Raw genomic sequence first — 21362 nt, 5'->3', positions numbered from 1 at the left:
TTTCGGCGAAGTTCAGCACAAGGCTGATCTGGAGTCATCGTGAGATAAACCCTGCAAGCGGTGCGCTGGACAACTCGTCGTGCGGGCCCAGCTCCCCGCTTACGAGTGTGGAGAGAAGAGTTCCACCACGCTTCGCGGAGCTTCGTCGCCGAAGAAGCGCCGATGGTTCCGGGCCGTCTGGTCGGCGACGGCGGCGCTGCGCGGAAAAAGCGCCTGCTCATACGCTGCGAGTGCCGCCTCGATGTCACCGGGATGGTCGCGCAGCGCCAAGCCCAGCTCGGCGCCATCCAGGATGGCGAGGTTGGCCCCCTCCCCCGAGAACGGCGACATCAGGTGGGCGGCGTCGCCCACGAGCGTGACGCCCGGAACACGTTTCCATCGGTGGTCGATCGGCAAGGCATGGATGGGCCGCACGATGGGCGGCGTATCGCTGTCGGCGACCAAGGCCAGAAGCGGCGGCGCCCAACCCTCGAATTCGCTGGCTAGGCGACGCAATGCGGCCGCCGGCTGGCTGAAGTCGATGGCGCCGATCCACGCTTGCGGCCTGTTCAACGCGACATAGGTACGCAGCGCCCCGCTCGCGTAACGGTGGGCGAGGATGCCCTGGCCCGGTTCGACCGCCATCAGCGTGCCGCCGCCGATCACCTCGGCGCTGGTCCTGTATCGCGTGTCGCCATCCACGAGATTGGTTTCGATGAAGGTCGTGCCGATGTACGCCGGCGTTGCGGCCGACAGCAGCGGACGAACCTTCGACCAGGCGCCGTCGGCACCGACCAGCAGATCGGCCGTGACTGTCGAGCCGTCGGCGAAGGCCAGTTGATGCCGCCCGTCGGCAAGGCAGCTCGCCTGCACGAGCCTGCGGCCCCACTGGATGGCGTTGACAGGCAGGGATTCGATCAGCAGCCGGCGCAGTGCGCCACGATCAACTTCGGGCTTGGCCGTGCTGACCGAGCCAGGCCTGTCGAGCAGGACGTTGCCATCCCTGTCAACAACACGCTTGGCATCCTCGCCCGGGAGCGCGAGGGCAAGAAACGCATCGTAGAGGCCCGCGGCTTTCAGCCCGAGTTGACCGTTGTATTCGTGGATGTCCAGCAGACCGCCCTGCGCTCGCGCGTCAGGTGAAGCTTCGGCTTCGTAGATCGTCGCGGGAATGCCGTTGGCATGCAGGACACGAGCAAGCGTCAAACCACCAAGGCCAGCGCCGACGATGGCGATATCGGGGTTTTCCGAGGGGGAGAAGGAGTCGAGGTGTGTGTTCATGGCGCGTTCCAGTAGCCGCAAGCGTTTCGCGTCAATGCGCGAAAGCTCGCAGAAGGGCCGACATATGTCGGGGGAAACGCTGGCCGACCTCGCTCAAGATGCTTGGGTGGCGTGTGCGCGGCATGTCTGACACCCGGGCGGTTCAGACGGCCGTTTTTCGCGATCTTCGGAGAAGAAGTGTCGCATAGCTGCGTGTTTGAACACAGTCAGGCATTTACTGGGACAAGGTTGGTTCAGCGCCAAGGCTACCTCCTGGTCAATACCACGTGAGTTCGCCGCCGACAAAAATGGGCTCGGGCCACTCAGCGCGTCAATCGGGTGGAGATTGGGTTCCTATTGTTTGCGGCCTGAAACAGCCCCGATCTCCACGATCTGGCCATTGCTGATCACACAGGAATGGCGCGATGTTGGCTCCGATCTGGCAGCGCGCCGCTCATCGCGGCGTGCCCATTTTTCTCGTGACGGCCCTCCTGCTGGGTCAGTCCCCGATGGCGTTGGCCGAGTCCCCCGCACAGCGCCAGGAGCTGGTCGCCGCACTGCGCCAGCTCGATGCGCTGGAGCGCACCGTCGCCGACAGCGCCGCGCATGCCCCCATCCAGCCGGGCGAGCGCTACCACTTCGATTACCCGCGGTTGCTGGCTGACCTGGCGCGCGTGCGCGCCGGCATCCAGGCCCACCTCACACCGTCGCGAGCCCAGCCGCGCGACCCCGCCGAACTGGCTGGCGACTACCGCACCGAGCGGGCCGTCGCGCCATCGCCGACGACCGCGGAGGCCAAGCCATGAACGGCGCCCAGGTCTCGGCATTTCAAGCCAACAGCGGCATCGCGCCTTCGGCGATGGCGACCGTCCTGGTCGGCGCCGTGTTCGCGGTGCTCCTCGTCTGGGGCGTCTGGGCCATCCGAACGGCCTACGTGGGGTGGTCCGAGAGCCGCCTCAACCAGCGCCAGTTCCTCGGCGTCTGCATCCGCTTCGTCGCGATGTACCTCGTCCTGAGCTTCTTCCTCCTCTCCTGACCTGAAAGGCACGACCATGCAAAACCGCATCCTCCATTCCCGTCTTGCCCAGCGCGCCGCCGTGGCGCTGGGCGCCGCCGCGCTGCCCGCGCTGTCGTTCGCGCAAGGCTTGCCGCAGTTGGAGAACCCGACCCGCGGCACCGGCAACGGCATCATGGAAACGATCCGCAACTACGGCTACGACATCATCATGCTCGTGGCCCTGCTGGTCGTGGCGTCGATGTTTATCGGCGTCTGCTACCACGCCTACGGCACCTACGCGGAAATCCACACCGGCCGCAAGACCTGGGGCCAGTTCGGCCTCACGGTCGCGATCGGCGCGGTGCTGCTCGTGATCGGCATCTGGCTGCTCACCGAAGCCACCGGCATCCTGTAAGGCGAGGCCGCTATGTCCGAGCAGCAGCACGTCCGTGCGGACGGGACGGTCACGTTCCTTCCGCACCGGCTCAACCGCCATCCCGTTGTCGTGCGCGGCCTCACCGCCGACGAGCTGTGGATCTGCTGCGGCCTGTCCGGCGCCGCCGGCCTGCTGGTCGGTGCGCCGCTGTCCTGGGTGTTCCGCACGATCGCCATCGCGCCGACGTTCGTCGTCCTGGGCGTGGCCCTGGGCGTCTTCATCGGCGGCGGCATCCTGCGCCGGCTCAAGCGCGGGCGTCCCGACACTTGGCTGTACCGGCAACTTCAGTGGCGCATCGCCACGCGCTACCCGCTGGTGGCGGGCTGGGTGGGCGGCAGGGCTGGCCATCAAGGGCTGATCTCACGCTCCGGCTTCTGGACCACCCGAAGGTCTGTGGCAAGGGGGGCACGATGAGCCGCTTCAAGAACGAGATCACCCATCTGCAGGCGCACATCAAGACGCTCCGCCTGGGTGCCGGCGCGCTGGTCATCGTCGCCCTGGTCATGGGCGGCGGCTGGTGGAGCGCGCCGCGCGACCTAACCATCCACGTCCCGCCCGACCTGCGCTCCGGCAGTACCCGCAAGTGGTGGGAAGTTCCGCCCGAATCGGTCTATGCGTTCACGTTCTACGTGTTCCAGACCCTCAACCGCTGGCCGACGAACGGCGAAGATGACTACGCGCGCAACCTCCACACGCTGTCGCCGTACCTCACCCCGTCCTGCCAGGCCTTCCTGCGGGCAGACTACGACTACCGCCGCAGCACGGGCGAGCTGCGCCAGCGCGTGCGCGGTATCTACGAAATCCCCGGCCGCGGCTACGGCGACGACCCCACGGCGCGCGTGCGCGTGGTCTCCGACCGCGACTGGGTGGTGACGCTGGACATCACCGCCGACGAGTATTACGGCGCCGAGCAGGTCAAGCGGGCCTTGGTGCGCTACCCGGTGAAGGTCACGCGGGTGGACGTTGATCCCGCCCGCAACCCGTTCGGTCTGGCGCTTGACTGCTACGACGGTGCCCCCCAGCGCATCAGCGCCCCGGAGCCGTCGCGCCCGGCGCCTGGCGGCCTGTCTCCGCAAGCGCCCCAAGGAGGAAACACCCCATGAAGCATCCTGTATTCACGCTGCTTGGGCTGTTAGCCGTGGCTGCCTCGGCCACCATGCCCGCCGCTGTCCAGGCGGTCGAAATTCTGCGCTGGGAACGCATGCCGCTCGCGGTGCCGCTGAAGGTAGGCCAAGAGCGCATCGTGTTCATCGACCGGAACGTCCGCGTGGGCGTGCCTGCGGGCGTGGGCGAACGCCTGCGCGTGCAGAGCGCGGGCGGCGCCGTGTACCTGCGCGCCAGCGAACCGATCGAGCCCACGCGGCTGCAACTGCAGGACGCCGACACGGGCGCGCTGATCCTGCTCGACATCGCGGCCGAGCCGCCCAAGGACGGCGAAGCCGAGCTGGAGCCGGTACGCATCGTCGAGGGCAACAGCACCCCGACGCGCTATGGCAACCAGCCCGGCGATGCCGACGAGGCCCCCGCGCGCGCCCAGGACCAGGCAGGTACGCGGGCAACCCGGCGCGAAACCCCGGTTTCGGTCGTCCTCACGCGCTTCGCCGCTCAGAACCTCTATGCGCCGCTGCGCACCGTGGAGCCGCTGCCGGGTGTCATGCGGGTCAACCTGCGCCGTGACCTCGACCTCGGCACGCTGATGCCGACGCTGCCGGTGCGCGCGGTCGCGCTCGCGTCGTGGCGTCTGGAAGACCAGTGGGTCACTGCCGTGCGCTTGACCAACACCGGCGCGGGCTGGATCACGCTCGACCCGCGCGTGCTGCAAGGCGACTTCCTCACCGCCACCTTCCAGCACGAGGCGCTCGGCCCGCGCGGAACGCCCGAGGACACGACCGTCCTGTACCTGGTGACGCGAGGGCACGGCCTGGCGCAGTCGCTGCTGCCGGCGATCCACCGCTTCGACCCGGCCGTGCATCTGCCGCAACCGGAAGCTGAAGCCGGCGACGGCAAGGAGGCCCGCCATGCGCAGTAACGGCTTGCTCAAGTGGCTGATGATCCCGGTCGCCTTGCTGGTGCTGTTCGTCGCCATCCGGTTGTTTTCGGGTGGAAGCTCGTCGGCGCCGCTCGCCCCGGATGCCGGCGCCAAGCTCACCCCCGAGGAAATGAAGGCGTTGGGCATCGAAGGCGATACCCCCCGCGATACCGTGGCAACGCTCGTCGCCCAGGTAAAGCAGTTGCGCACCGAGCTTCAGACCGCGCTGACCGACAACAAGTCGCAGCGCGAGGAAAACCAGCGGCTGCGCCAGCGCGAGAACTCCATCGATCAGCGCATCAATTCGGCCCTCGAATCCGAGCGCTCCAACCTGCGCCGCGACCAGGAACAAGCTGCCAGTGCGCGCCAGCAGACCGAAGGGCTGCTCGCCGATCTGCAGCGGCGTCTGGATAGCATCGGTGGGCGCGGCAGCGGCCATGCCGATCTGCCCGTGGGCCTGGGGCTGCGCGATGGCGACGAGGCCGGCATGGAAGGCGGCTTGCGCTGGGTCGAGCCGGACGACGCGAAGAAGACCGAGGGACGCAACGGCAGTCGTGGCACGGGCAGCGGCATGAGCTTCCCGACGAGCTTCGGCCCAGCGCAAAGCACGCTGGAAACGACCGCGGAAACCGTGGCGAACGCCGGCGCCCGCGCTGCCGGGGTCAAGACGGCGAAGCCTGTCTATACGGTGCCGACCAATTCGACGCTCATGGGCTCTGTGGCGATGACGGCGCTGATTGGGCGCGTGCCGATCGACGGTACGGTCAACGATCCGTATCCGTTCAAAGTCCTGGTCGGTCCCGACAACCTCACGGCAAACGGCATTGACATTCCCGACGTGGCCGGTGCCGTGTTTTCCGGCACTGCCTCGGGCGACTGGACACTCTCGTGCGTGCGCGGTCAGGTGCGCAGCATCACCTTCGTCTTCCACGATGGCACGGTTCGCACCATCCCCGAGGACCGCGAGGGTAACCAGCAGAACAACCAGCAGCAGAACTCTCAAAGTGGGGGCCTGGGCTGGATCAGCGACCCCTACGGCATCCCGTGCGTCAGCGGTGAGCGGCGCAGCAACGCCCAGCAATACCTCGGCTCGCAGGCCCTGATCACGGCGGCCGGTGCCGGCGTGGCCTCGCTCATCGAAAGTGACAGCGGCCGCATGTCTTATGTCGGCTCGGACGGCTCCATCGGAACCGTGGGCATCACCGGCCAGGAAGCGGTCGGCCAGATTCTCGCGGGCGGCGTTCGGGACATGTCGGCCTGGGTCAACAAGCTCTACGGCCAGGCCTTCGCCGCCGTCTATGTGCAGCCCGGTGCCAAGGTTGCCGTCCACCTCGAAAAGCCGCTCGCCATCGACTTCGATCCCGAAGGCCGCAAGGTCGATCACCGTGCAGGAGAAAGCCATGCCCTCGAACTTGAATGACCTGGCCCGTGGCCTGGCGCTGGCGCTCACTGTCGCGGTGCTCGCCGGCTGCGCCACCAGCAAGGAAAAGCTGCTGCCCCACGGCGACAACACGATGATGGACGTCTGGCAGCAGAACGCCGGGGACGGCGGCGGGGGCGCCGGCCAGGTTGCGCGCCGGCAGTTGCTCGACGCGCGCCAGAGCCTGCGCCGGCCGCTGACCGACGCCGATGTGCAGGCCGCGCCCGCCGAGCAGATGCGCTACACGCGCACAGCGCGCAACGAGGTCTATCGCCAGTTCCAGCGCCTGCCCAACCCCGACCTGGTGATGTACGTGTACCCGCACCTGGCAGGCACCGACCCCGTTCCCGTGCCGGGCTACACGACGGTGTTCCCCCTGTACCAGCGCGTGCAGTACGCCATGCCGGGCGAGCGCGTGGAGGATTACTGATGTGGAAGCTCCCTTGGCCTAAGCCGGTCGCGCCGAAGCTGGCGGCATCCGGCGCTGGCGGTGACGAACAGCCGGATGGCTGGCAGCGCCACGTCGAGACCCTGCGCCAGGCTGGCATCCCCGAACCCGGCGCGGCGGTCCAGAGCAGCAGGCCGGCGACCGTAGCCGACGAGCAGGCGCTGTACGACGTCGCGCCGTCGTTTGCGGAGCTGCTGCCGTGGGTGGAATTCCTGCCGCAGTCGAAGTCAATGCTGCTGGAGGACGGGCAATCGGTCGCGGCCTTCTACGAGCTGGTTCCGCTGGGCACCGAGGGCCGGGAACCCGGCTGGCTGGCGCATGCCCGCGATGCGCTCGAAAACGCCCTGCAAGACAGTTTCGATGAACTGGACGAGAACCCGTGGGTGCTCCAGCTCTACGCCCAGGACGAACCCAGCTTCGACCAGTACATGGAGAACCTGCGCAACTACGTGCAGCCGCGCGCCCGCGGCACCGCTTTCACGGAGTTCTACCTTCGCTTCTTCAGCCACCACCTGCGCGCGATCGCCAAGCCCGGTGGACTTTTCGAGGACACGGTGGTGACTCGCCTTCGCTGGCGCGGCCAGACGCGGCGCGTTCGCATGGTCGTCTATCGGCGTGCCACCGGGCAGGCAAGCCGCCGCGGCCAGACGCCCGAGCAGATGCTGAACATCGTCTGCGACCGCCTGTGCGGCGGCTTGGCGAACGCCGGCATCCAGGCACGGCGCATGGTCGCAGCCGACGTCCACGACTGGCTGCTGCGGTGGTTCAATCCGCGCCCCGCGATGCTCGGGCCTGGCGCCGAGGATCGGGAGCGCTTCTACGCGCTGGCGCGCTACCCCGACGAGACAGAGGACGGCGAGATCGAATTGGCGAGCGGGCGGGATTTCAGCCAGCGGTTGTTCTTCGGCCAGCCACGCTCCGACGTGGAGCACGGCACCTGGTACTTCGACGGCATGCCGCACCGCGTGCTGATCACCGACCGGCTGCGCATGCCGCCCGGCACCGGACACCTGACCGGCGAGACCCGCAAAGGGGATGCCATCAACACGCTGTTCGACCAGATGCCGGAAGACACCTTGCTTTGCCTCACGATGGTCGCGACGCCGCAGGATGTCCTGGAAGCGGATCTCAACCACCTGGCGAAGAAGGCCGTGGGCGAGACGCTGGCGTCGGAGCAGACGCTCAAGGACGTGCAGGAAGCCCGCTCCCTGATCGGCAGCGCGCACAAGCTCTACCGGGGAACGCTGGCGTTCTATTTGCGCGGCCGGGATGAAGCCGAACTGGACCGGCGCGGCCTTCATCTCGCGAACGTGATGCTCAATGCCGGCTTGCAGCCGGTGCGCGAGGACGACGAGGTGGCGCCGCTGAACAGCTACTTGCGCTGGCTGCCGTGCTGCTACAACCCCGGCCAGGATCGGCGCAAGTGGTACACCCAACTGATGTTCGCCCAGCACGCGGCGAACCTGTCGCCGGTGTGGGGCCGCGCCCAGGGTACGGGACACCCCGGCATCACGATGTTCAATCGCGGTGGCGGCCCGATCACCTTCGACCCGCTCAACAGGTTGGACCGGCAGATGAACGCCCATCTGTTCCTGTTCGGCCCGACCGGCTCCGGCAAAAGCGCAACGCTCAACAACCTCTTGAACCAGGTCACGGCCATCTACCGGCCGCGCCTCTTCATCGTGGAAGCCGGCAACAGCTTCGGCCTGTTCAGCGACTTCGCACGCAGGCTCGGGCTGACCGTGAACCGGGTCAAGCTGGCCCCTGGCTCGGGCATCAGCCTCGCGCCATTCGCCGATGCACGCCGGTTGATCGAAACACCGAGCGACGTGCAGACCCTCGATGCCGACGCGCTGGACGAAGATCTGCCCCCGGATGCCTCGGCCATGGAGGCGGACGAGCAGCGCGACGTGCTGGGCGAACTGGAGATCACGGCGCGGCTGATGATCACCGGCGGCGAAGACAAGGAAGAGGCTCGGATGACGCGGGCCGATCGCTCGCTGATCCGCCAGTGCATCCTCGACGCCGCCGAGCACTGCGTGGCCGAGAAGCGCACGGTGCTCACGCGCGACGTGCGCAACGCACTGCGCACCCGTGGCCAGGACCCGACGCTGCCCGAGATGCGCCGCGTGCGGCTGCTGGAGATGGCCGACGCGATGGACATGTTCTGCCAAGGCACGGACGGCGAGATGTTCGACCGCGATGGCACGCCATGGCCCGAAGCCGACATCACCCTGGTCGATCTGGCGACCTACGCCCGCGAGGGCTACAACGCCCAGCTCTCCATCGCCTACATCAGCCTGATCAGCACGGTCAACAACATCGCCGAGCGCGACCAGTACCTTGGCCGCCCGATCATCAACGTCACGGATGAGGGGCACATCATCACGAAGAACCCGCTGCTCGCGCCCTACGTGGTCAAGATCACGAAGATGTGGCGCAAGTTGGGCGCCTGGTTCTGGCTCGCGACGCAAAACATCGACGACTTGCCGCGCGCCGCGGAGCCCATGCTCAACATGATCGAGTGGTGGATCTGCCTGTCGATGCCTCCGGACGAGGTGGAGAAGATCGCCAGGTTCCGCGAACTCTCACCCGCGCAGAAAGCGCTGATGCTCTCAGCGCGCAAAGAAGCGGGGAAATTCACCGAGGGCGTCATCCTCTCCAAGAGCATGGAAGTGCTGTTCCGCGCCGTGCCGCCGAGCCTGTACCTCGCGCTTGCGCAGACCGAACCCGAAGAGAAGGCCGAGCGCTACCAGCTCATGCAGCAATACGGCTGCACCGAACTGGAAGCGGCCTTCAAGGTGGCCGAGAAGATCGACCAGGCACGCGGCATCGAGTCGCCAGCCCTGGAACTGTCGTAAGCCGGAGAACGCCATGGAACAGAAACGTCCTTCCATTCCGATGCAGGTCCAGGCGTTCCGCCGTCGCCGTGGGCGGGCCCGCTGGCCTTGGGCCTTGGCCGCTGCGCTGGTTACGCTGCCGCTGATCTGGCTCCTGTTCCGGTCGCCCGACGAGCCCTCACCGCAGTCGTCCACGCCGGTCAGCACGGCGCAGGTCGCCGGGCCACCCTGGCAGATGGGCAACCCGGAGGGCCGTTTCACCCTGACGCTCTATGCCGACCTGGAGTGTCCGTTCTGCCAGGAGTACTTTCCGCAGCTCAAGCGCTGGGTCGGCAACAACACCGACGTGGCCCTGCAATGGCATCATCAGCCGCTGGCCGCGCACGAGCCGGCCGCGTCGGCCGAGGCGCGCCTTGTCGAGTGCGCCGCCGAAGCGGGCGGGCATGGCGCGTTCTGGCATGCGGTCGAATGGGTCTATGCCCACACGCGCAGCGACGGCCAGGGATTGCCCGATGGCCTGCGCTACCCGGAATCGACGCCGGCCGTCGAGCAGTGCATGGCGAGCGAACGAGCCGATGCCGTCATCCGCGCCCAGGCCACGGAGGCCACCAAGAGCGGCGTGACCGCCACGCCATCGCTGCGCCTGCTCGATCGCCAGACGGGCCAAGCCATTCTGCTGCAGGGGCCGATCGAGGGCGATGCGCTGCTGTCGGCCATGGACATGCTGGCGGCCGAGGACACAGCCAGCGACGCGGCGGCTTCGCCCGCCACCCCCACATCCGAAATGCCTGCCGACGTTGTCGGCGACATGCCCAGGTAGCCCTCGGTCTTGGAGGCTACGGCGCGGTTTGCCGCGCTGACCGCTACCCGTTCGCTTTCGCATCCTGGCTGCGAACAATCACCGCTGAGCGGTGGTGGATGCACCTTGTTCCGCTGTTTTCCATCCCCAGGAGGGCTTGCCCTCCCAGGGTGGCGCCCTCCGTTCACATTCTGGAGGTTCGCCATGTCTCTCGTCGTCAATGACTCCTGCGTGGAGTCGCTTTCCACCGTCGCAGCCCAGCATGAGGACTGGATCATCCAGCAGGCCATCACGCTGCTGGAGCGACGGATCTTCAAAGTCGGGCCGTGCCTCAGCCGCCCGGCTGCCGTGCGGGACTACCTGCGTCTGAAACTGGTCGCTGAGCCCAACGAGGTATTCGCAGTCGTGTTCCTGGACAGCATGCACCAGGTGTTGGCTTACGAACCGCTGTTCAGGGGCACGATCAATTCGACTGCGGTCTATCCGCGTGTCGTCGTGCAGCGTGTATTGGAGCTGAAAGCCGCCGCTGTGGTCTTCGCGCACCAGCACCCCTCGGGTATCACTGAGCCATCGAGCGCGGATCGCGCGCTGACCCAGCAACTGCAGGCGGCGCTGGCGCTCATCGATGTTCGGGTACTGGATCACATCATCGTCGGCTTGGGAAATCCGTACTCCTTCGCTGAGCACGGCCTGCTGTAGCACATCGCTTCATTGATCACTGCGGGGGCTTCGGCCTCCGCTTTTTCTTTGCGGCGAGACAAGCAGGTATGCGGGGAGCCCGCGATGCGCATTGTTTGTGGGGGCCGCATCGGGTTCGGCGTTTGACTATGGCCCTGATCAACTTCCAGGGGCACGCGACATGCCAGCACCTCTTTCCAGGTTCGCGCCGGGCTGGCGAAGCCTCGGCTTGGCCGTAGCGCTGCCGGCAGCCCTGGCTGTTTTTAGCCCGGCCACCTTCGCCGCCGACGTGGTGGTCGTCACCGACAGCCGCCACCCGATCAAGACCATGGGTGGCGAGCGGCTGATCGATCTGGACGAAGCCCATCGGATTGAAGCGGAGCTTTCGGCGGAACTACCCCCCGACCCCGAACAGGCGACGGCCATCGTCAAGCGCCGGCTGAGCGGCGGCGGCGCCGACCTCCAGCGCCGCATCGCTTCCGCCTACCAGGGCGTCACCGACGCATGGAGCCTGGGCATCACCAGCCTCCCGGCCGTTGTGGTGGATCAGCGCTATGTGGTCTATGGCGAGCCGGACGTGGCCCGCGCCGTCGCGCGCATCGAGCAGCACCGGAGGACCCAGCCGTGACCCGAGCATTCGACCTGATGCGCCGCCTGCGCGCTGGCGTGGCGTCCGTGCTACTGCTCAGTGCCACCGGAAGCTATGCCCTCAACACCGCCACCATCGTCGGCTCGGTGGCGTCGCCCGACTGCCTCGAATACCGGGTCGTCGGCATCTGCTACTGGCTCTACTGCACCTGGACGGGCTGCACGGTGCGCACGTCCATCAAGGTGCGTCACTACATCCCCGATGCGGTCGTCTCCAGCTACAGCAACACCGGCGAGAACCCCTGGGTCGAAGTGCGCTCCATGAGCACGCCCAATCCATCCGCCCAGGCCGGCGGGGACGGAACCACGAACGAGGACCACGAGAACAATCTCGCGAAATTCAAGAACGCCGACGTGATAGGCCACCCGGGAGTCGAGGTGTTCAACCAGTTCGTGTCGTCCTCGGGCTACTTCTGCGAGGGCGCGGGCACGGCGTTCATGCCGTACTTGCTCAGCACCCTGGACACGCTGGCCTGGCGCTACAACGTGCCCGAGATGGCCTACCCGGAAGCGCTCATTCCGGGCCTGCGCGAGGTCGGCGCACGCACGACGATGAACCTCTGGGGCAACGTGTATCCGCGTGGCGGCTTCCTGCACCAGACCGACGACCACAAGGCCGGCGCAGTCGTCGCCCAGCGCGCGGGCGATGTGGTCACGCGCCGCGGGCAGATCCACGTCTATCAGCCGCTGCTCGCCAACTCGCGGCCCGGCTACTGGCCTGCCGGCGCGCTGATGGAGGGCGACGCCTCCACCGGAAAGTGGCAGGAACTCACCCCCGTCCTGTCCTCGTCCTGCACGGTCTTCCCGCGCAGCGGCTTCCTTACCCAGGCGCAGCAAGGCGACTACGCATGGGCGCTGTGGCGGCCGTATGCCTGCTGCGAACGGCGGGGCCAGGTGTTCCTGGGCAGCGTCGATTTCCTCTGAGGTGGTGCCATGAAGTTCCGTCCTGCATTCAATCCGTTCTCCCGCCAGGCACGTCCCACAAAGTTGGTCCTGGCGCTGGCTGGCGCGCTCGCGCTCGGCAGCGGCATGGCCTGGGGTCAACTGGGCTACCAGACCAGCGGCAGTGTCATCGGTGATGACGTCATGTACTCGATCGGTGGCGGCAACGCCGTGTCGATGGGACGTGCGGCCGGCATGCGCTCTCTCGGTGTCGGCGTGGGCTGGAACAGCAACTTGATCTGCGGTGACATGAGCATCCAGACCACCTTGAGGAATCAACTCAACGGCATCACCAACGGCTTCCAGCAAATCATGTCGTCGGTGATCCAGAGCGCCACCAGTGCAGTCGCATCGTTGCCCGCGCTGATCATCCAGCGGGCCGATCCCGGTCTGTACAACCTGCTCACCAATGGCGTGCTGCAGGCGCGACTCGATTTCGACCGCAGCAAGCTGACGTGTCGCGCCATGGCCGAGAAGATGGCGGAAACGGCGGGCGGCCAGCTCGGCTGGAGCCAGATGGCCGAAGGCCTGGCCCTGCGCGATGCCGTGTCGAGCACGGATGCGGTCTCGGCCATCGAGCAGGCCGAGACGCGCCGCGGCAATGACGGCGTGCCGTGGGTCGGAGGCAGCAACGCGGGCGGCTCCGGCCAGCCCGCAATCAAGGTCGTCGGGGATGTCACCCGCGCCGGCTACAACCTGGTCAACGGCCGCGGCGTGACCGACACGTCGTCCATCGCGCCGTCCAGTTGCAGCAGCCTCTCATGCCAGACCTGGACCTCGCCGCAGGCCGCCGTCGAGTGGGCCACGCGCGTGCTCGGCGAGAAGGAACAGCGCACCTGTGACGCCTGCACAAAGACTGAGACGACGCCGGGCGTCGGGCTCACGCCGCTGATCCAGGAAGAGTACGACACCAAGCTCCAGGCGCTCCAGGATCTCGTTTCCAAGGCGAAGAACACGACGCCGGAGAACCTGCGCGAGGCCGGCAGTGCATCGCTGCCGATCACGCGCGGCGTGATCGAGGCGCTGCGCGACGAGCCCGACCAGCACCTGCTGTCGCAGCGCCTGGCGTCCGAGGTCGCGCTGTCGTCCGTGCTAGAGAAGGCGCTGCTGCTGCAGCGCACGCTGCTCACGGGGAAGAAGGAACCCAACGTCGCGGCGAACGAGCTTGCCGTGGAGGCCGTGAACCACGAGAGCGACACGCTCGACCGCGAGATTCGCAACCTCAAGACCGAACTGGAGCTGCGGCGCGAGCTGGCGAACAACTCGCCCATGGCGATCATCCAGCGCCACGGCACGCGCGCGGCCGGCTCGCGCGGCATCTACGAGGGCGATCCTGTGCCGGACCGTCTCGACCGGCTCCAGAAGGGAAATCCGGGAGGCAACCCATGAGCCCGATGCACGCCAGTTGGCTGCGTCCGCGCTGGCTGTTCAGCCGGCGCGCGGCGAAGACGCTGCTGTGGCTAGTGCTGATCGTTGCCGCTGCCGTCGGGGCCAACGTCGCGGGCATCTACCTGGTCGGCAGCGTTGCAGGCTGGGAACGGTGGCTGGCGGCCTCCGCTGGCTACTTCTTCATCTGGCGGCTGTGCGTGTACGGAGCGACGGCCTATGGATGGATCTGGATGCGCCGCCGGGTGCTGGCCCGCGAAGACCAAAGCGGGACGGATGGGCGGGCGCGGCGCCGCCTGATCCGCACCGAGGTCGCCGGCGTCGTGGCCATCGTCGCGCTGGAAGCCAGCCTGTTGATGCAGGCCGCTTGAGGGGAGATCGAGGCCATGACGCTTTTCACGACGGACTACCTAGAGTACTACCTCACCCTCGTATCTTGGATCGTCAACAACGGTATCTGGGCCGTGCTGGTGTCCAGCGGGGTGTTCGCGCTGCCTTTCGTCGCCATCGTCGTGCAGGAGTGGCTGAAGGCCCGTGCGGAAGGCGCTGACGAGGGCAACAAGGGGGTGCTCTCGGCGGCACGCATCGAGAACCGGGTGTTCGTTGCGATCGTGGTGGTGATGTTCGCGGGCATTCCGTTCATCGACGTGGACCTCAGCACCATCCAGTACGACAGCTCGCGCTCGGCACAATGCCAGGTCAGCGTGCCGCAGCCCACGGAAACAGGCTGGTCGCAGTCCTTCAGCACCATCAACAACCAGTCGGCGAAGGTGCCGGTCTGGTGGGCCTTCATGCACGCACTCTCGCGCGCCGTCACGAGCGCCTCGGTCGCGGCGATCCCGTGCGGTACGGACCTGCGGCAGATGAGGATGGAGATCGACGCGACCCGCATTGACGACCCGGTGCTGGCTCAGGAGGTCGCGGACTTCTCGCGGGATTGCTATGGGCCTGCGCGGGCCAAACTGTTCATGCAGCGCCCGGATCTCGATGAGCAGCAGATGCACGACGTGACCTGGATCGGATCGAGGTTCTTCACGGACACGAGTGGCTACTACGACAGCTACCACTCCAGCACGGCGCGCGAGGCATGGCCCTATGACGACACCCGCGATGCGGGGCTCGCGCAGGTCACCAATGGTGGCGGTTACCCGACCTGCAGGCAGTGGTGGTCAGATGGCAGCAACGGATTGCGCGCGCGGCTGCTGGGGCAAGTGGACCCGAGCCTGCTGAATCGCCTGGCGGGATGGGCGGGGTTCCTGAGCCGAGCCGAGGTAGATGACTCGGTGATCCGCACCATCGCGTCACCCCGGCAGCAGAAACTGAACCAGGGCAGCGTCTATACGGACTACGGCGGCCAGATCGACAAGACCCTGCCGAACATCGTGACACGCGCCGCGGGCGATGTCGGGATGGCAGTTGGCGCGGTTGCCGCGTTTCCCGCCATGGATGTCGTGCGCCAATCCCTGCCCATGGTGCTCGCCCTGCTGAAGATGGCACTGGTCATCTGCATCCCGCTCGTCCTGGTCGTGGGCACCTATGACCTGAAGACGGTCGTTACCGTCAGCGTCGTGCAGTTCGCGCTGTTCTTCACGGACTTCTGGTTCCAGCTCGCACGCTGGATCGATTCGACGATTCTGGACGCGCTTTATGGCTGGGGCTTCGGCTGGAACCGGCCGCACACCAACTTCGACCCGCTGGTGGGGTTGAACAACGCCTTCGGTGACATGCTCCTGATGTTCATCACGGGCACGATGTTCATCGTGCTGCCTACCTTCTGGATCATGGCCTTGGCTTGGGCGGGCGTTCGCGCCGGTAACGTGCTGCAAGGCCTCGCCGGTGCCACTGGGGATGCCAAGGCTGCCGGTGGGAAGGGAGGAAGTATCGCGATCAATGCAGTGTCGAAGAAGTGATCACTGCTAGTCGTCCTCGACATGAGGATCAATGCGAAAACCGTCGTAGGTGTACAGGCCGAACCCGGCTGGTCCGTTTCGCCATTCTGGCTCGGGCAACTCCTCGCCCAAGTCGGCGTTGCGGGCCATCCAGGCAACGACCATGACGCACACCAGCAACAGAGCCAGCCAGAAGGTGGTGTACAGCAGCGCCCCGAGTGCGGCCAGCTTGACCACCCACACAAGCACGACAGCGCCAGCTACCGGCACACCCTTGGATACCAACCAGTTCGACGCACGCCGTTCGCCGCGCACATAGACGCGCCATCCACGGCCAAAGGCGCGGCCAAGGCGTTCTGCGGTGCTGGTGCGGGTCGTCGTGTTCACGGTCGTCTCCTGCTGCTGAGGAATGCCTATTCCAGTTTGCTCCACTTCAGTAGGTTTGAGGCTTCAATGTGTTTTCTTGCTGCTTCCGGACGCTTCGTCATCCGGTTCCACCGGGCCTGGGTCAGGTTCCACGCCGATGCGGTAGGTGGCAACGAAACGCGGCCAGTCCACATGGTCAACCAGGTCGATGTCCTCGATGACGCTGACCTTCGCTCCGGCACGCTCGAACAGGGCGATGCTCTTGGCGGGATAGTTGTTGCGCGACGGGTAGAGCACCCCGTCGAACAGCGGCTCACTGTCGTCTCCGCGCATCGCATGCACCTGGGCAGACACCTGCTGCGTGTGCGTGTAGTCGCGGCTGGCCAACTGCTCCAGGTTCAGGCCGAAGTAGCCCGCCATGACGCCCGGTGCCGTGAGGTCGGCCAGGAGCACGTCAGCCATCACCCCTACGGCGCGCACCATCCGGCCCTGGACTTCTTTCAGCGCGATCGAGCGTTTCGCGTCCTCAAGCCACTGGTGCTTGTGAAACACCGACTCCATCAGCGCCGTCGGCAGGTCGCGTCCCAGGTAGAGCACGCCGTAGGCCCGCGCCGGGTCGTCGTAGCGATTAGTGCTGCTGCGGCCATAGTACAGCGGGCTGCCTCGATAGACGACGCGGCTCACATGCTGGAGCAGTTCACCGGCATCGATCAGGAACGAAGGCAGCTCGTGGCTCATGGCGGTCTCGCGTCAATGCACCTGAACGCCCAGCACGTTGAACACGGCCTCGGCCACGTCGTCGATCGTGCCATGCGTCACCGCATCCACCGGCGAGCGACCGCCCAAGCCTTCAAGCGGTTCGGACAGCGCGCGGTAGATCGTCCAGGGGTCGATGCCCTCGACCTCCTGAAGCACGGTTTGGGTCAACTGCTGCTTCACCGGATCGAGCTGCCAGTCGGGCAGCTTCTGGCCGCGCGGCCCCACGTTCAGCGCCAGCAGCCGACGGGCGAGGATGTCCTTGTAGATCTGCTGGCGCGACTTGTCCGCCAGCTTGGCGTACTCGGGGATCGGCAGGTTGTGCGGCTGGTTGAAGGCTTCCAGCAACACGGCGCGGCCTCGCTGGACGTCGGTTTCAGTCGGGGCCCAGCGCGTTTCGGTGCGCAGCGCGGCCGCCTTGCGCGCCAGGGCCTGCTCCACCGTTTCGCCTTCGAGGTTGGCTGGCAGTTTTACCGCCTCCACGCGCTCGTGAATGAACGCCTGCAACTCGGCCGCGAAAGCCGGCGCATCCCGGATTTCAACGGTATCCGCGAAACGGCGCACGTCCTCCACGGTGACGCGCGGCAGACGATCGGCAATGAATTCAATGGCGGTGGGCATGGTCATCTCCCAAGCAGGTTTGAGACAGGATTCACTCTAGTCTCCCTTGTCGCATTTGTCAACTTAGTCGCCTGAACGAGAGCCTACCTGCCGGGGGTAGCGTCCCCGCAGCATAGGCAGAGGCCAGCGCCAGGTCTCCGTCCAATCCATTCGTGCGGGTTCCACATTGACGCTGGAGACGCAACCCAGGCCCGGCTATACCGAAACGGTTAAAGGCCAAAGGGTCGAAACGGCAAGGGAATGGGGTGCAAGGGGAAAGGCCCTACCTCAAAAAGGCGAAAAGGCCTCCCGCCCGGCCCGCCATCAGGACACCGACATGCTCTCCCTGTTCCAGCGAAAACGGCCCCCGGTCGCTGCCGCGCCGTCGCCAGCACCCGCCATCGACCTCCCGAAAGGGTTGATGCGGCCGGAGTCGGCCGCGTCGCTGCTGGCGAAACCACGCCGGCAGAAGCTGCTGGAACACATCTGGCAGCGTACCTCGCTCTCTCGCAGGCAGTTCACCACCCTGTACCGCGCACCGCTGGAGCGCTACGCCGAGCTGGTCCAGGCCTTCCCGGCTTCCGAGGCGCACCACCATGCCTATCCAGGCGGCATGCTCGACCACGGCCTCGAAATCGTCGCCTACAGCCTGAAGCTGCGGCAGTCCCATCTGCTGCCCATCGGCGCCAGCCCCGAGGACCAGGCGGCGCAGTCCGAGGCCTGGACCGCCGCCGTCGCATACGCCGCGCTGCTGCACGACATCGGCAAGATCGCTGTCGATCTGCATGTCGAACTGGCCGATGGCAGCACCTGGCACCCGTGGCACGGCCCGCTGCATCAGCCGTACCGCTTCCGCTACCGCGACGATCGCGAATACCGCCTGCACAGCGCCGCGACAGGCTTGCTTTACCGCCAACTGCTGGACGACGATCTGTTGGACTGGCTCAGCGGCTATCCATCCCTATGGGCGCCGCTGCTCTACGTCCTCGCCGGACAGTACGAGCACGCCGGAGTGCTGGGCGAGTTGGTCGTGCAAGCCGACCGCGCTTCCGTCGCCCAGGAGCTGGGCGGCGATCCAGCACGCGCCATGGCCGCGCCCAAGCACGCGCTGCAGCGCAAGCTGCTGGACGGGTTGCGCTACCTGCTCAAAGAAGAGTTGAAGCTGAACCAGCCCGAGGCCTCCGATGGCTGGCTCACCGAGGAAGCACTATGGCTGGTGAGCAAGACGGTCTCCGACAAGCTGCGCGCGCACCTACTGTCCCAGGGCATTGACGGCATCCCTGCAAACAACACGGCCGTGTTCAACGTACTGCAGGATCATGGGATGTTGCAGCCCACGACAGACGGCAAGGCGATCTGGCGCGCGACCGTAACCAGCGCGACCGGATGGTCCCACTCGTTCACCCTGTTGCGACTCGCGCCCGCCTTGATCTGGGAATCGAGCGAACGGCCTGCTCCTTTCGCCGGCATGGTGGCGATCGAGGCCGTACCGACCGATGCGCCGCTCACCCAGACGGTAATCGCCGAGAAGCTGCCCCCGGTAGGCCAGGACGCATGTCCAGAGGAAAGCAGCGGTGCCCTGGTCCCGCCGTCCACGCCCCAGGACGCGCCCGACGCGCTGGAGGACATACTGGCGATGGTCGCTACGAGCGATTCAACTGGCATGCAACAGGATGCCGAGGCCATCTCGCATGACTCCCACGCCACACAATCCGACACTTCCATGCCAGCGTCGGCCTCAGCTTCCTCGCCATCGCCTATGCCTCCAACTGCGTCATCGTCCGCTACCGCGCAGCCATCCGGCGAGCATTTCATGGCATGGCTGAAACAGGGAATCGCTTCGCGCCGGCTCATCATCAACGATGCGAAGGCACTCGTGCATACCGTGAGCGACACGGCCTACCTGGTCAGTCCGGGCGTGTTCCAGCGCTATTCGCAAGAGCACCCGCAAGTAGGAGCGTTGGCAAAGCAGGAGAATCTGCAGGATTGGCAATGGGCACAGAAGCGCTTTGAGAAGTTGGGGCTGCACAGGAAGCAGGCCAGTGGGCTGAACATCTGGAACTGCGATGTGGTTGGGCCGAGGAAGTCACGCCGTCTGCATGGCTATCTTCTGAAAGACGCCAACCTCGCGTTGGTCGAGCTACCGCCCAACAATCCCTATCTTTCCTTGGCCCAGGATGGGTGAACTGACGGGGCTGGGCTATCTCCCGTGAGGCCTTGCTTCGGGCAAGGGCCGCTAATGAGGAATCTGGTGTTTTCCCACTGCACATCTGTACGTCTCATTGCCGGGTTTCATTCGCGCAGCAGGAAAGCACCATCGACACCCAAATCCATGCCCGTGGTTTACGCCGTCGGCATCACCGCGTTCCACTCGTCGCGTGCGGTGTGTATGTCCGAGTGACAGATGCCGCAGCACAGGACATCGATCAGGACGTCCTCCGGCTGAAGCGCGCGATGCTGGATTTGCATCGGCGCCAAACCGCTCGACGCAGTGGCAGTGGCATACGCACGCGCGGGATAGGGGCCCATGCCGACAACTGGACCGGCAGATGCCGCCCGGGCTTGGGCCAAGTCGCCCGATACGGCACTGGCAAGCATCGGTGCGATGGCCAAACCGGCACCCACCATCAAGACCTGCCTGCGCCAGTACGCATGGAATCCGAGCCTGATCCACTAATGTCATGCTGATCGCACATGCGTGTACTCCTTCAACGCACGGCGATACGGCGCCGCGCAAAAAGCCCAATGAAATGTTCGCGGCATGCCAGGCTGGCAGTGCATCGCCGAAGGAGCGTTGAATCATGGGGACCGATGCTGAGCACCAAAGTGCCGGCCACTGCCGATCCATCATTGCCTTGTCTTACGACTTGGACGATCCTGGTTTTATGCGCTGCCTACCCGCCGAACAGACCCTAGCCTTGGAAGTTACTCGGGTCGCAGATACATGACTAGGCAGTAGAATCAGCAAACGCCCATGAGATGGATTCATCAATGCCGCGCGAAAATTACAACGATCTGACCGCATTCATCACCGTGGCACGGGAACGCAGCTTCACCCGTGCCGCGTCGCACCTTGGTGTCTCGCAGTCTGCACTGAGCCACAGCATCCGCGCGTTCGAGACCAAGCTGGGCGTGCGGTTGTTGACGCGCACGACGCGCAGCGTTTCGCCGACCGATGCGGGAGAGCGCCTACTGCGCAGCGTTGCACCTCAACTCGACGAGATCGAGGCCGAAGTGGCGACGATCCGAGAACTGCAGGACAAGCCCGCAGGGTTGGTCCGCGTCACCACGGCAGAACACGCGGCCGAGACCATTCTTTGGCCCAAGCTTGAGCACGTCTTGCCGGCCCACCCGGATTTCCGAGTCGAGGTGTGCATCGACTACGGGCTCACCGATATCGTCGCCGACAGATTTGATGCGGGCATCCGCCTCGGCCATCAGGTTGCCAAGGGCATGACCGCGGTTCGCATTTCGCCGGACATTTCCATGGCGGTGGTCGGCTCACCGAGCTACTTTGAACGGCATGCCAGGCCCCGATCACCTCACGATCTGACCCAGCACAATTGCATCAACCTGCGCTTTCCCACCTCGGGCGGCCTGTACGCATGGGAGTTGGAGAAGGACGGTCGCAAGCTGAACGTCCGTGTCGATGGCCAACTGGTACTGAACAATCTCTCCCAGATTCTCGGCGCGACCTTGGCCGGGCTCGGGCTGTGCTTCATTCCTGAAGACATCGCGCGCCCGCATATCGAAACCGGACGCTTGAAGCAGGTCCTCAAGACTTGGTGCCCCAAGTTCCCCGGTTACCACCTCTACTATCCAAGCCGCCGTCATTCCTCGCGTGCGCTGAGTTTTCTGGTCGAAACACTTCGCCATCGGAAGTAGCGGG

22 protein-coding genes are annotated in these 21362 nt (G+C 65.9%); 18 read left to right on the top strand and 4 right to left on the bottom strand.

Annotated features, from left to right (window positions below; translation table 11 throughout):
* Nucleotides 1-99: 99 nt before the first annotated feature.
* Nucleotides 100-1260: an FAD-dependent oxidoreductase gene (locus M3M27_RS01930; RefSeq protein WP_217109976.1), complete on the bottom strand. Its 1161-nt coding sequence runs from the start codon at nt 1258-1260 to the stop codon at nt 100-102.
* 404 nt (nt 1261-1664) lie between these two features.
* Between M3M27_RS01930 and M3M27_RS01925 the strand changes: the two genes are divergently transcribed.
* The 16 genes from M3M27_RS01925 to M3M27_RS01850 all read left to right on the top strand — a co-directional run bounded on the left by M3M27_RS01925 (nt 1665) and on the right by M3M27_RS01850 (nt 15772).
* Nucleotides 1665-2045, top strand: coding sequence for an RAQPRD family integrative conjugative element protein (locus tag M3M27_RS01925; protein ID WP_217109975.1), 381 nt, complete (start codon nt 1665-1667; stop codon nt 2043-2045).
* The gene (locus M3M27_RS01920; RefSeq protein ID WP_003821106.1) at nt 2042-2275 is read left to right on the top strand and encodes a TIGR03758 family integrating conjugative element protein; all 234 of its coding nucleotides are present in this window, start codon (nt 2042-2044) and stop codon (nt 2273-2275) included. The genes M3M27_RS01925 and M3M27_RS01920 overlap by 4 nt, the downstream gene beginning before the upstream one ends.
* 16 nt (nt 2276-2291) lie before the next feature.
* Nucleotides 2292-2651 (top strand): TIGR03745 family integrating conjugative element membrane protein, encoded by a 360-nt coding sequence (locus M3M27_RS01915; protein WP_023095489.1) that lies wholly within the window; start codon nt 2292-2294, stop codon nt 2649-2651.
* Between the two features lie 12 nt (nt 2652-2663).
* Nucleotides 2664-3086: a TIGR03750 family conjugal transfer protein gene (locus M3M27_RS01910; protein WP_434026989.1), complete on the top strand. Its 423-nt coding sequence runs from the start codon at nt 2664-2666 to the stop codon at nt 3084-3086.
* A complete protein-coding gene (locus M3M27_RS01905) occupies nt 3083-3775 on the top strand; it encodes a PFL_4703 family integrating conjugative element protein (RefSeq protein ID WP_434026988.1) in 693 nt (230 codons plus the stop codon). Before M3M27_RS01910 ends, M3M27_RS01905 begins: the two co-directional genes overlap by 4 nt.
* Nucleotides 3772-4701 (top strand): TIGR03749 family integrating conjugative element protein, encoded by a 930-nt coding sequence (locus tag M3M27_RS01900; RefSeq protein WP_434026987.1) that lies wholly within the window; start codon nt 3772-3774, stop codon nt 4699-4701. The genes M3M27_RS01905 and M3M27_RS01900 overlap by 4 nt, the downstream gene beginning before the upstream one ends.
* Nucleotides 4691-6121, top strand: a complete 1431-nt coding sequence (locus M3M27_RS01895; protein ID WP_434026986.1) for a TIGR03752 family integrating conjugative element protein — start codon at nt 4691-4693, stop codon at nt 6119-6121. The genes M3M27_RS01900 and M3M27_RS01895 overlap by 11 nt, the downstream gene beginning before the upstream one ends.
* The gene (locus M3M27_RS01890; RefSeq protein ID WP_217109971.1) at nt 6102-6551 is read left to right on the top strand and encodes a TIGR03751 family conjugal transfer lipoprotein; all 450 of its coding nucleotides are present in this window, start codon (nt 6102-6104) and stop codon (nt 6549-6551) included. The genes M3M27_RS01895 and M3M27_RS01890 overlap by 20 nt, the downstream gene beginning before the upstream one ends.
* On the top strand, nt 6548-9430 hold the full coding sequence (locus M3M27_RS01885; RefSeq protein WP_434027937.1) for a conjugative transfer ATPase: 2883 nt from the start codon (nt 6548-6550) through the stop codon (nt 9428-9430). Before M3M27_RS01890 ends, M3M27_RS01885 begins: the two co-directional genes overlap by 4 nt.
* Nucleotides 9431-9443: 13 nt before the next feature.
* The gene (locus tag M3M27_RS01880) at nt 9444-10229 is read left to right on the top strand and encodes a DsbA family protein (protein ID WP_217109970.1); all 786 of its coding nucleotides are present in this window, start codon (nt 9444-9446) and stop codon (nt 10227-10229) included.
* Nucleotides 10230-10412: 183 nt separating this feature from the next.
* Nucleotides 10413-10907: a RadC family protein gene (radC, locus tag M3M27_RS01875; RefSeq protein ID WP_434026985.1), complete on the top strand. Its 495-nt coding sequence runs from the start codon at nt 10413-10415 to the stop codon at nt 10905-10907.
* Nucleotides 10908-11067: 160 nt separating this feature from the next.
* Nucleotides 11068-11514, top strand: a complete 447-nt coding sequence (locus M3M27_RS01870) for a TIGR03757 family integrating conjugative element protein (protein ID WP_434026984.1) — start codon at nt 11068-11070, stop codon at nt 11512-11514.
* 17 nt (nt 11515-11531) lie between these two features.
* Nucleotides 11532-12458 (top strand): TIGR03756 family integrating conjugative element protein, encoded by a 927-nt coding sequence (locus M3M27_RS01865; RefSeq protein WP_434027936.1) that lies wholly within the window; start codon nt 11532-11534, stop codon nt 12456-12458.
* Between the two features lie 105 nt (nt 12459-12563).
* A complete protein-coding gene (locus M3M27_RS01860) occupies nt 12564-13865 on the top strand; it encodes an integrating conjugative element protein (protein WP_434027935.1) in 1302 nt (433 codons plus the stop codon).
* Between the two features lie 5 nt (nt 13866-13870).
* Complete coding sequence (locus tag M3M27_RS01855; RefSeq protein ID WP_434027934.1) at nt 13871-14233, top strand: hypothetical protein; 363 nt, start codon at nt 13871-13873, stop codon at nt 14231-14233.
* A 15-nt stretch (nt 14234-14248) separates the two neighbouring features.
* Nucleotides 14249-15772: a conjugal transfer protein TraG N-terminal domain-containing protein gene (locus tag M3M27_RS01850; RefSeq protein WP_217109964.1), complete on the top strand. Its 1524-nt coding sequence runs from the start codon at nt 14249-14251 to the stop codon at nt 15770-15772.
* A gap of 6 nt (nt 15773-15778) precedes the next feature.
* Here the strand turns inward: M3M27_RS01850 and M3M27_RS01845 are convergent, their stop codons facing one another.
* The 3 genes from M3M27_RS01845 to M3M27_RS01835 all read right to left on the bottom strand — a co-directional run bounded on the left by M3M27_RS01845 (nt 15779) and on the right by M3M27_RS01835 (nt 17494).
* Nucleotides 15779-16138 carry a DUF3742 family protein gene (locus M3M27_RS01845; protein WP_217109963.1) on the bottom strand — a complete coding sequence of 120 codons (360 nt, stop codon included), beginning with the start codon at nt 16136-16138 and terminating at the stop codon, nt 15779-15781.
* Between the two features lie 63 nt (nt 16139-16201).
* Nucleotides 16202-16855 (bottom strand): RES family NAD+ phosphorylase, encoded by a 654-nt coding sequence (locus M3M27_RS01840; protein WP_217109962.1) that lies wholly within the window; start codon nt 16853-16855, stop codon nt 16202-16204.
* A 12-nt stretch (nt 16856-16867) separates the two neighbouring features.
* Entirely contained in the window at nt 16868-17494 is a 627-nt protein-coding gene (locus M3M27_RS01835) for an integrase (protein ID WP_434026983.1), read from the bottom strand.
* Nucleotides 17495-17810: 316 nt separating this feature from the next.
* Here M3M27_RS01835 and mobH point away from each other — a divergent pair, with 316 nt between their 5' ends.
* Nucleotides 17811-19658 (top strand): MobH family relaxase, encoded by a 1848-nt coding sequence (gene mobH, locus M3M27_RS01830; RefSeq protein WP_217109960.1) that lies wholly within the window; start codon nt 17811-17813, stop codon nt 19656-19658.
* A gap of 806 nt (nt 19659-20464) precedes the next feature.
* Nucleotides 20465-21358: a LysR family transcriptional regulator gene (locus M3M27_RS01825; RefSeq protein ID WP_434026982.1), complete on the top strand. Its 894-nt coding sequence runs from the start codon at nt 20465-20467 to the stop codon at nt 21356-21358.
* Nucleotides 21359-21362 lie beyond the last annotated feature (4 nt).

The organism is Xanthomonas boreopolis, from assembly GCF_046529185.1.
In the GTDB taxonomy this organism is placed as follows: domain Bacteria; phylum Pseudomonadota; class Gammaproteobacteria; order Xanthomonadales; family Xanthomonadaceae; genus Pseudomonas_S; species Pseudomonas_S boreopolis.
Note: the sequence above shows the minus strand (reverse complement) of the source record. Positions and strands in the feature narration are given on the sequence as shown.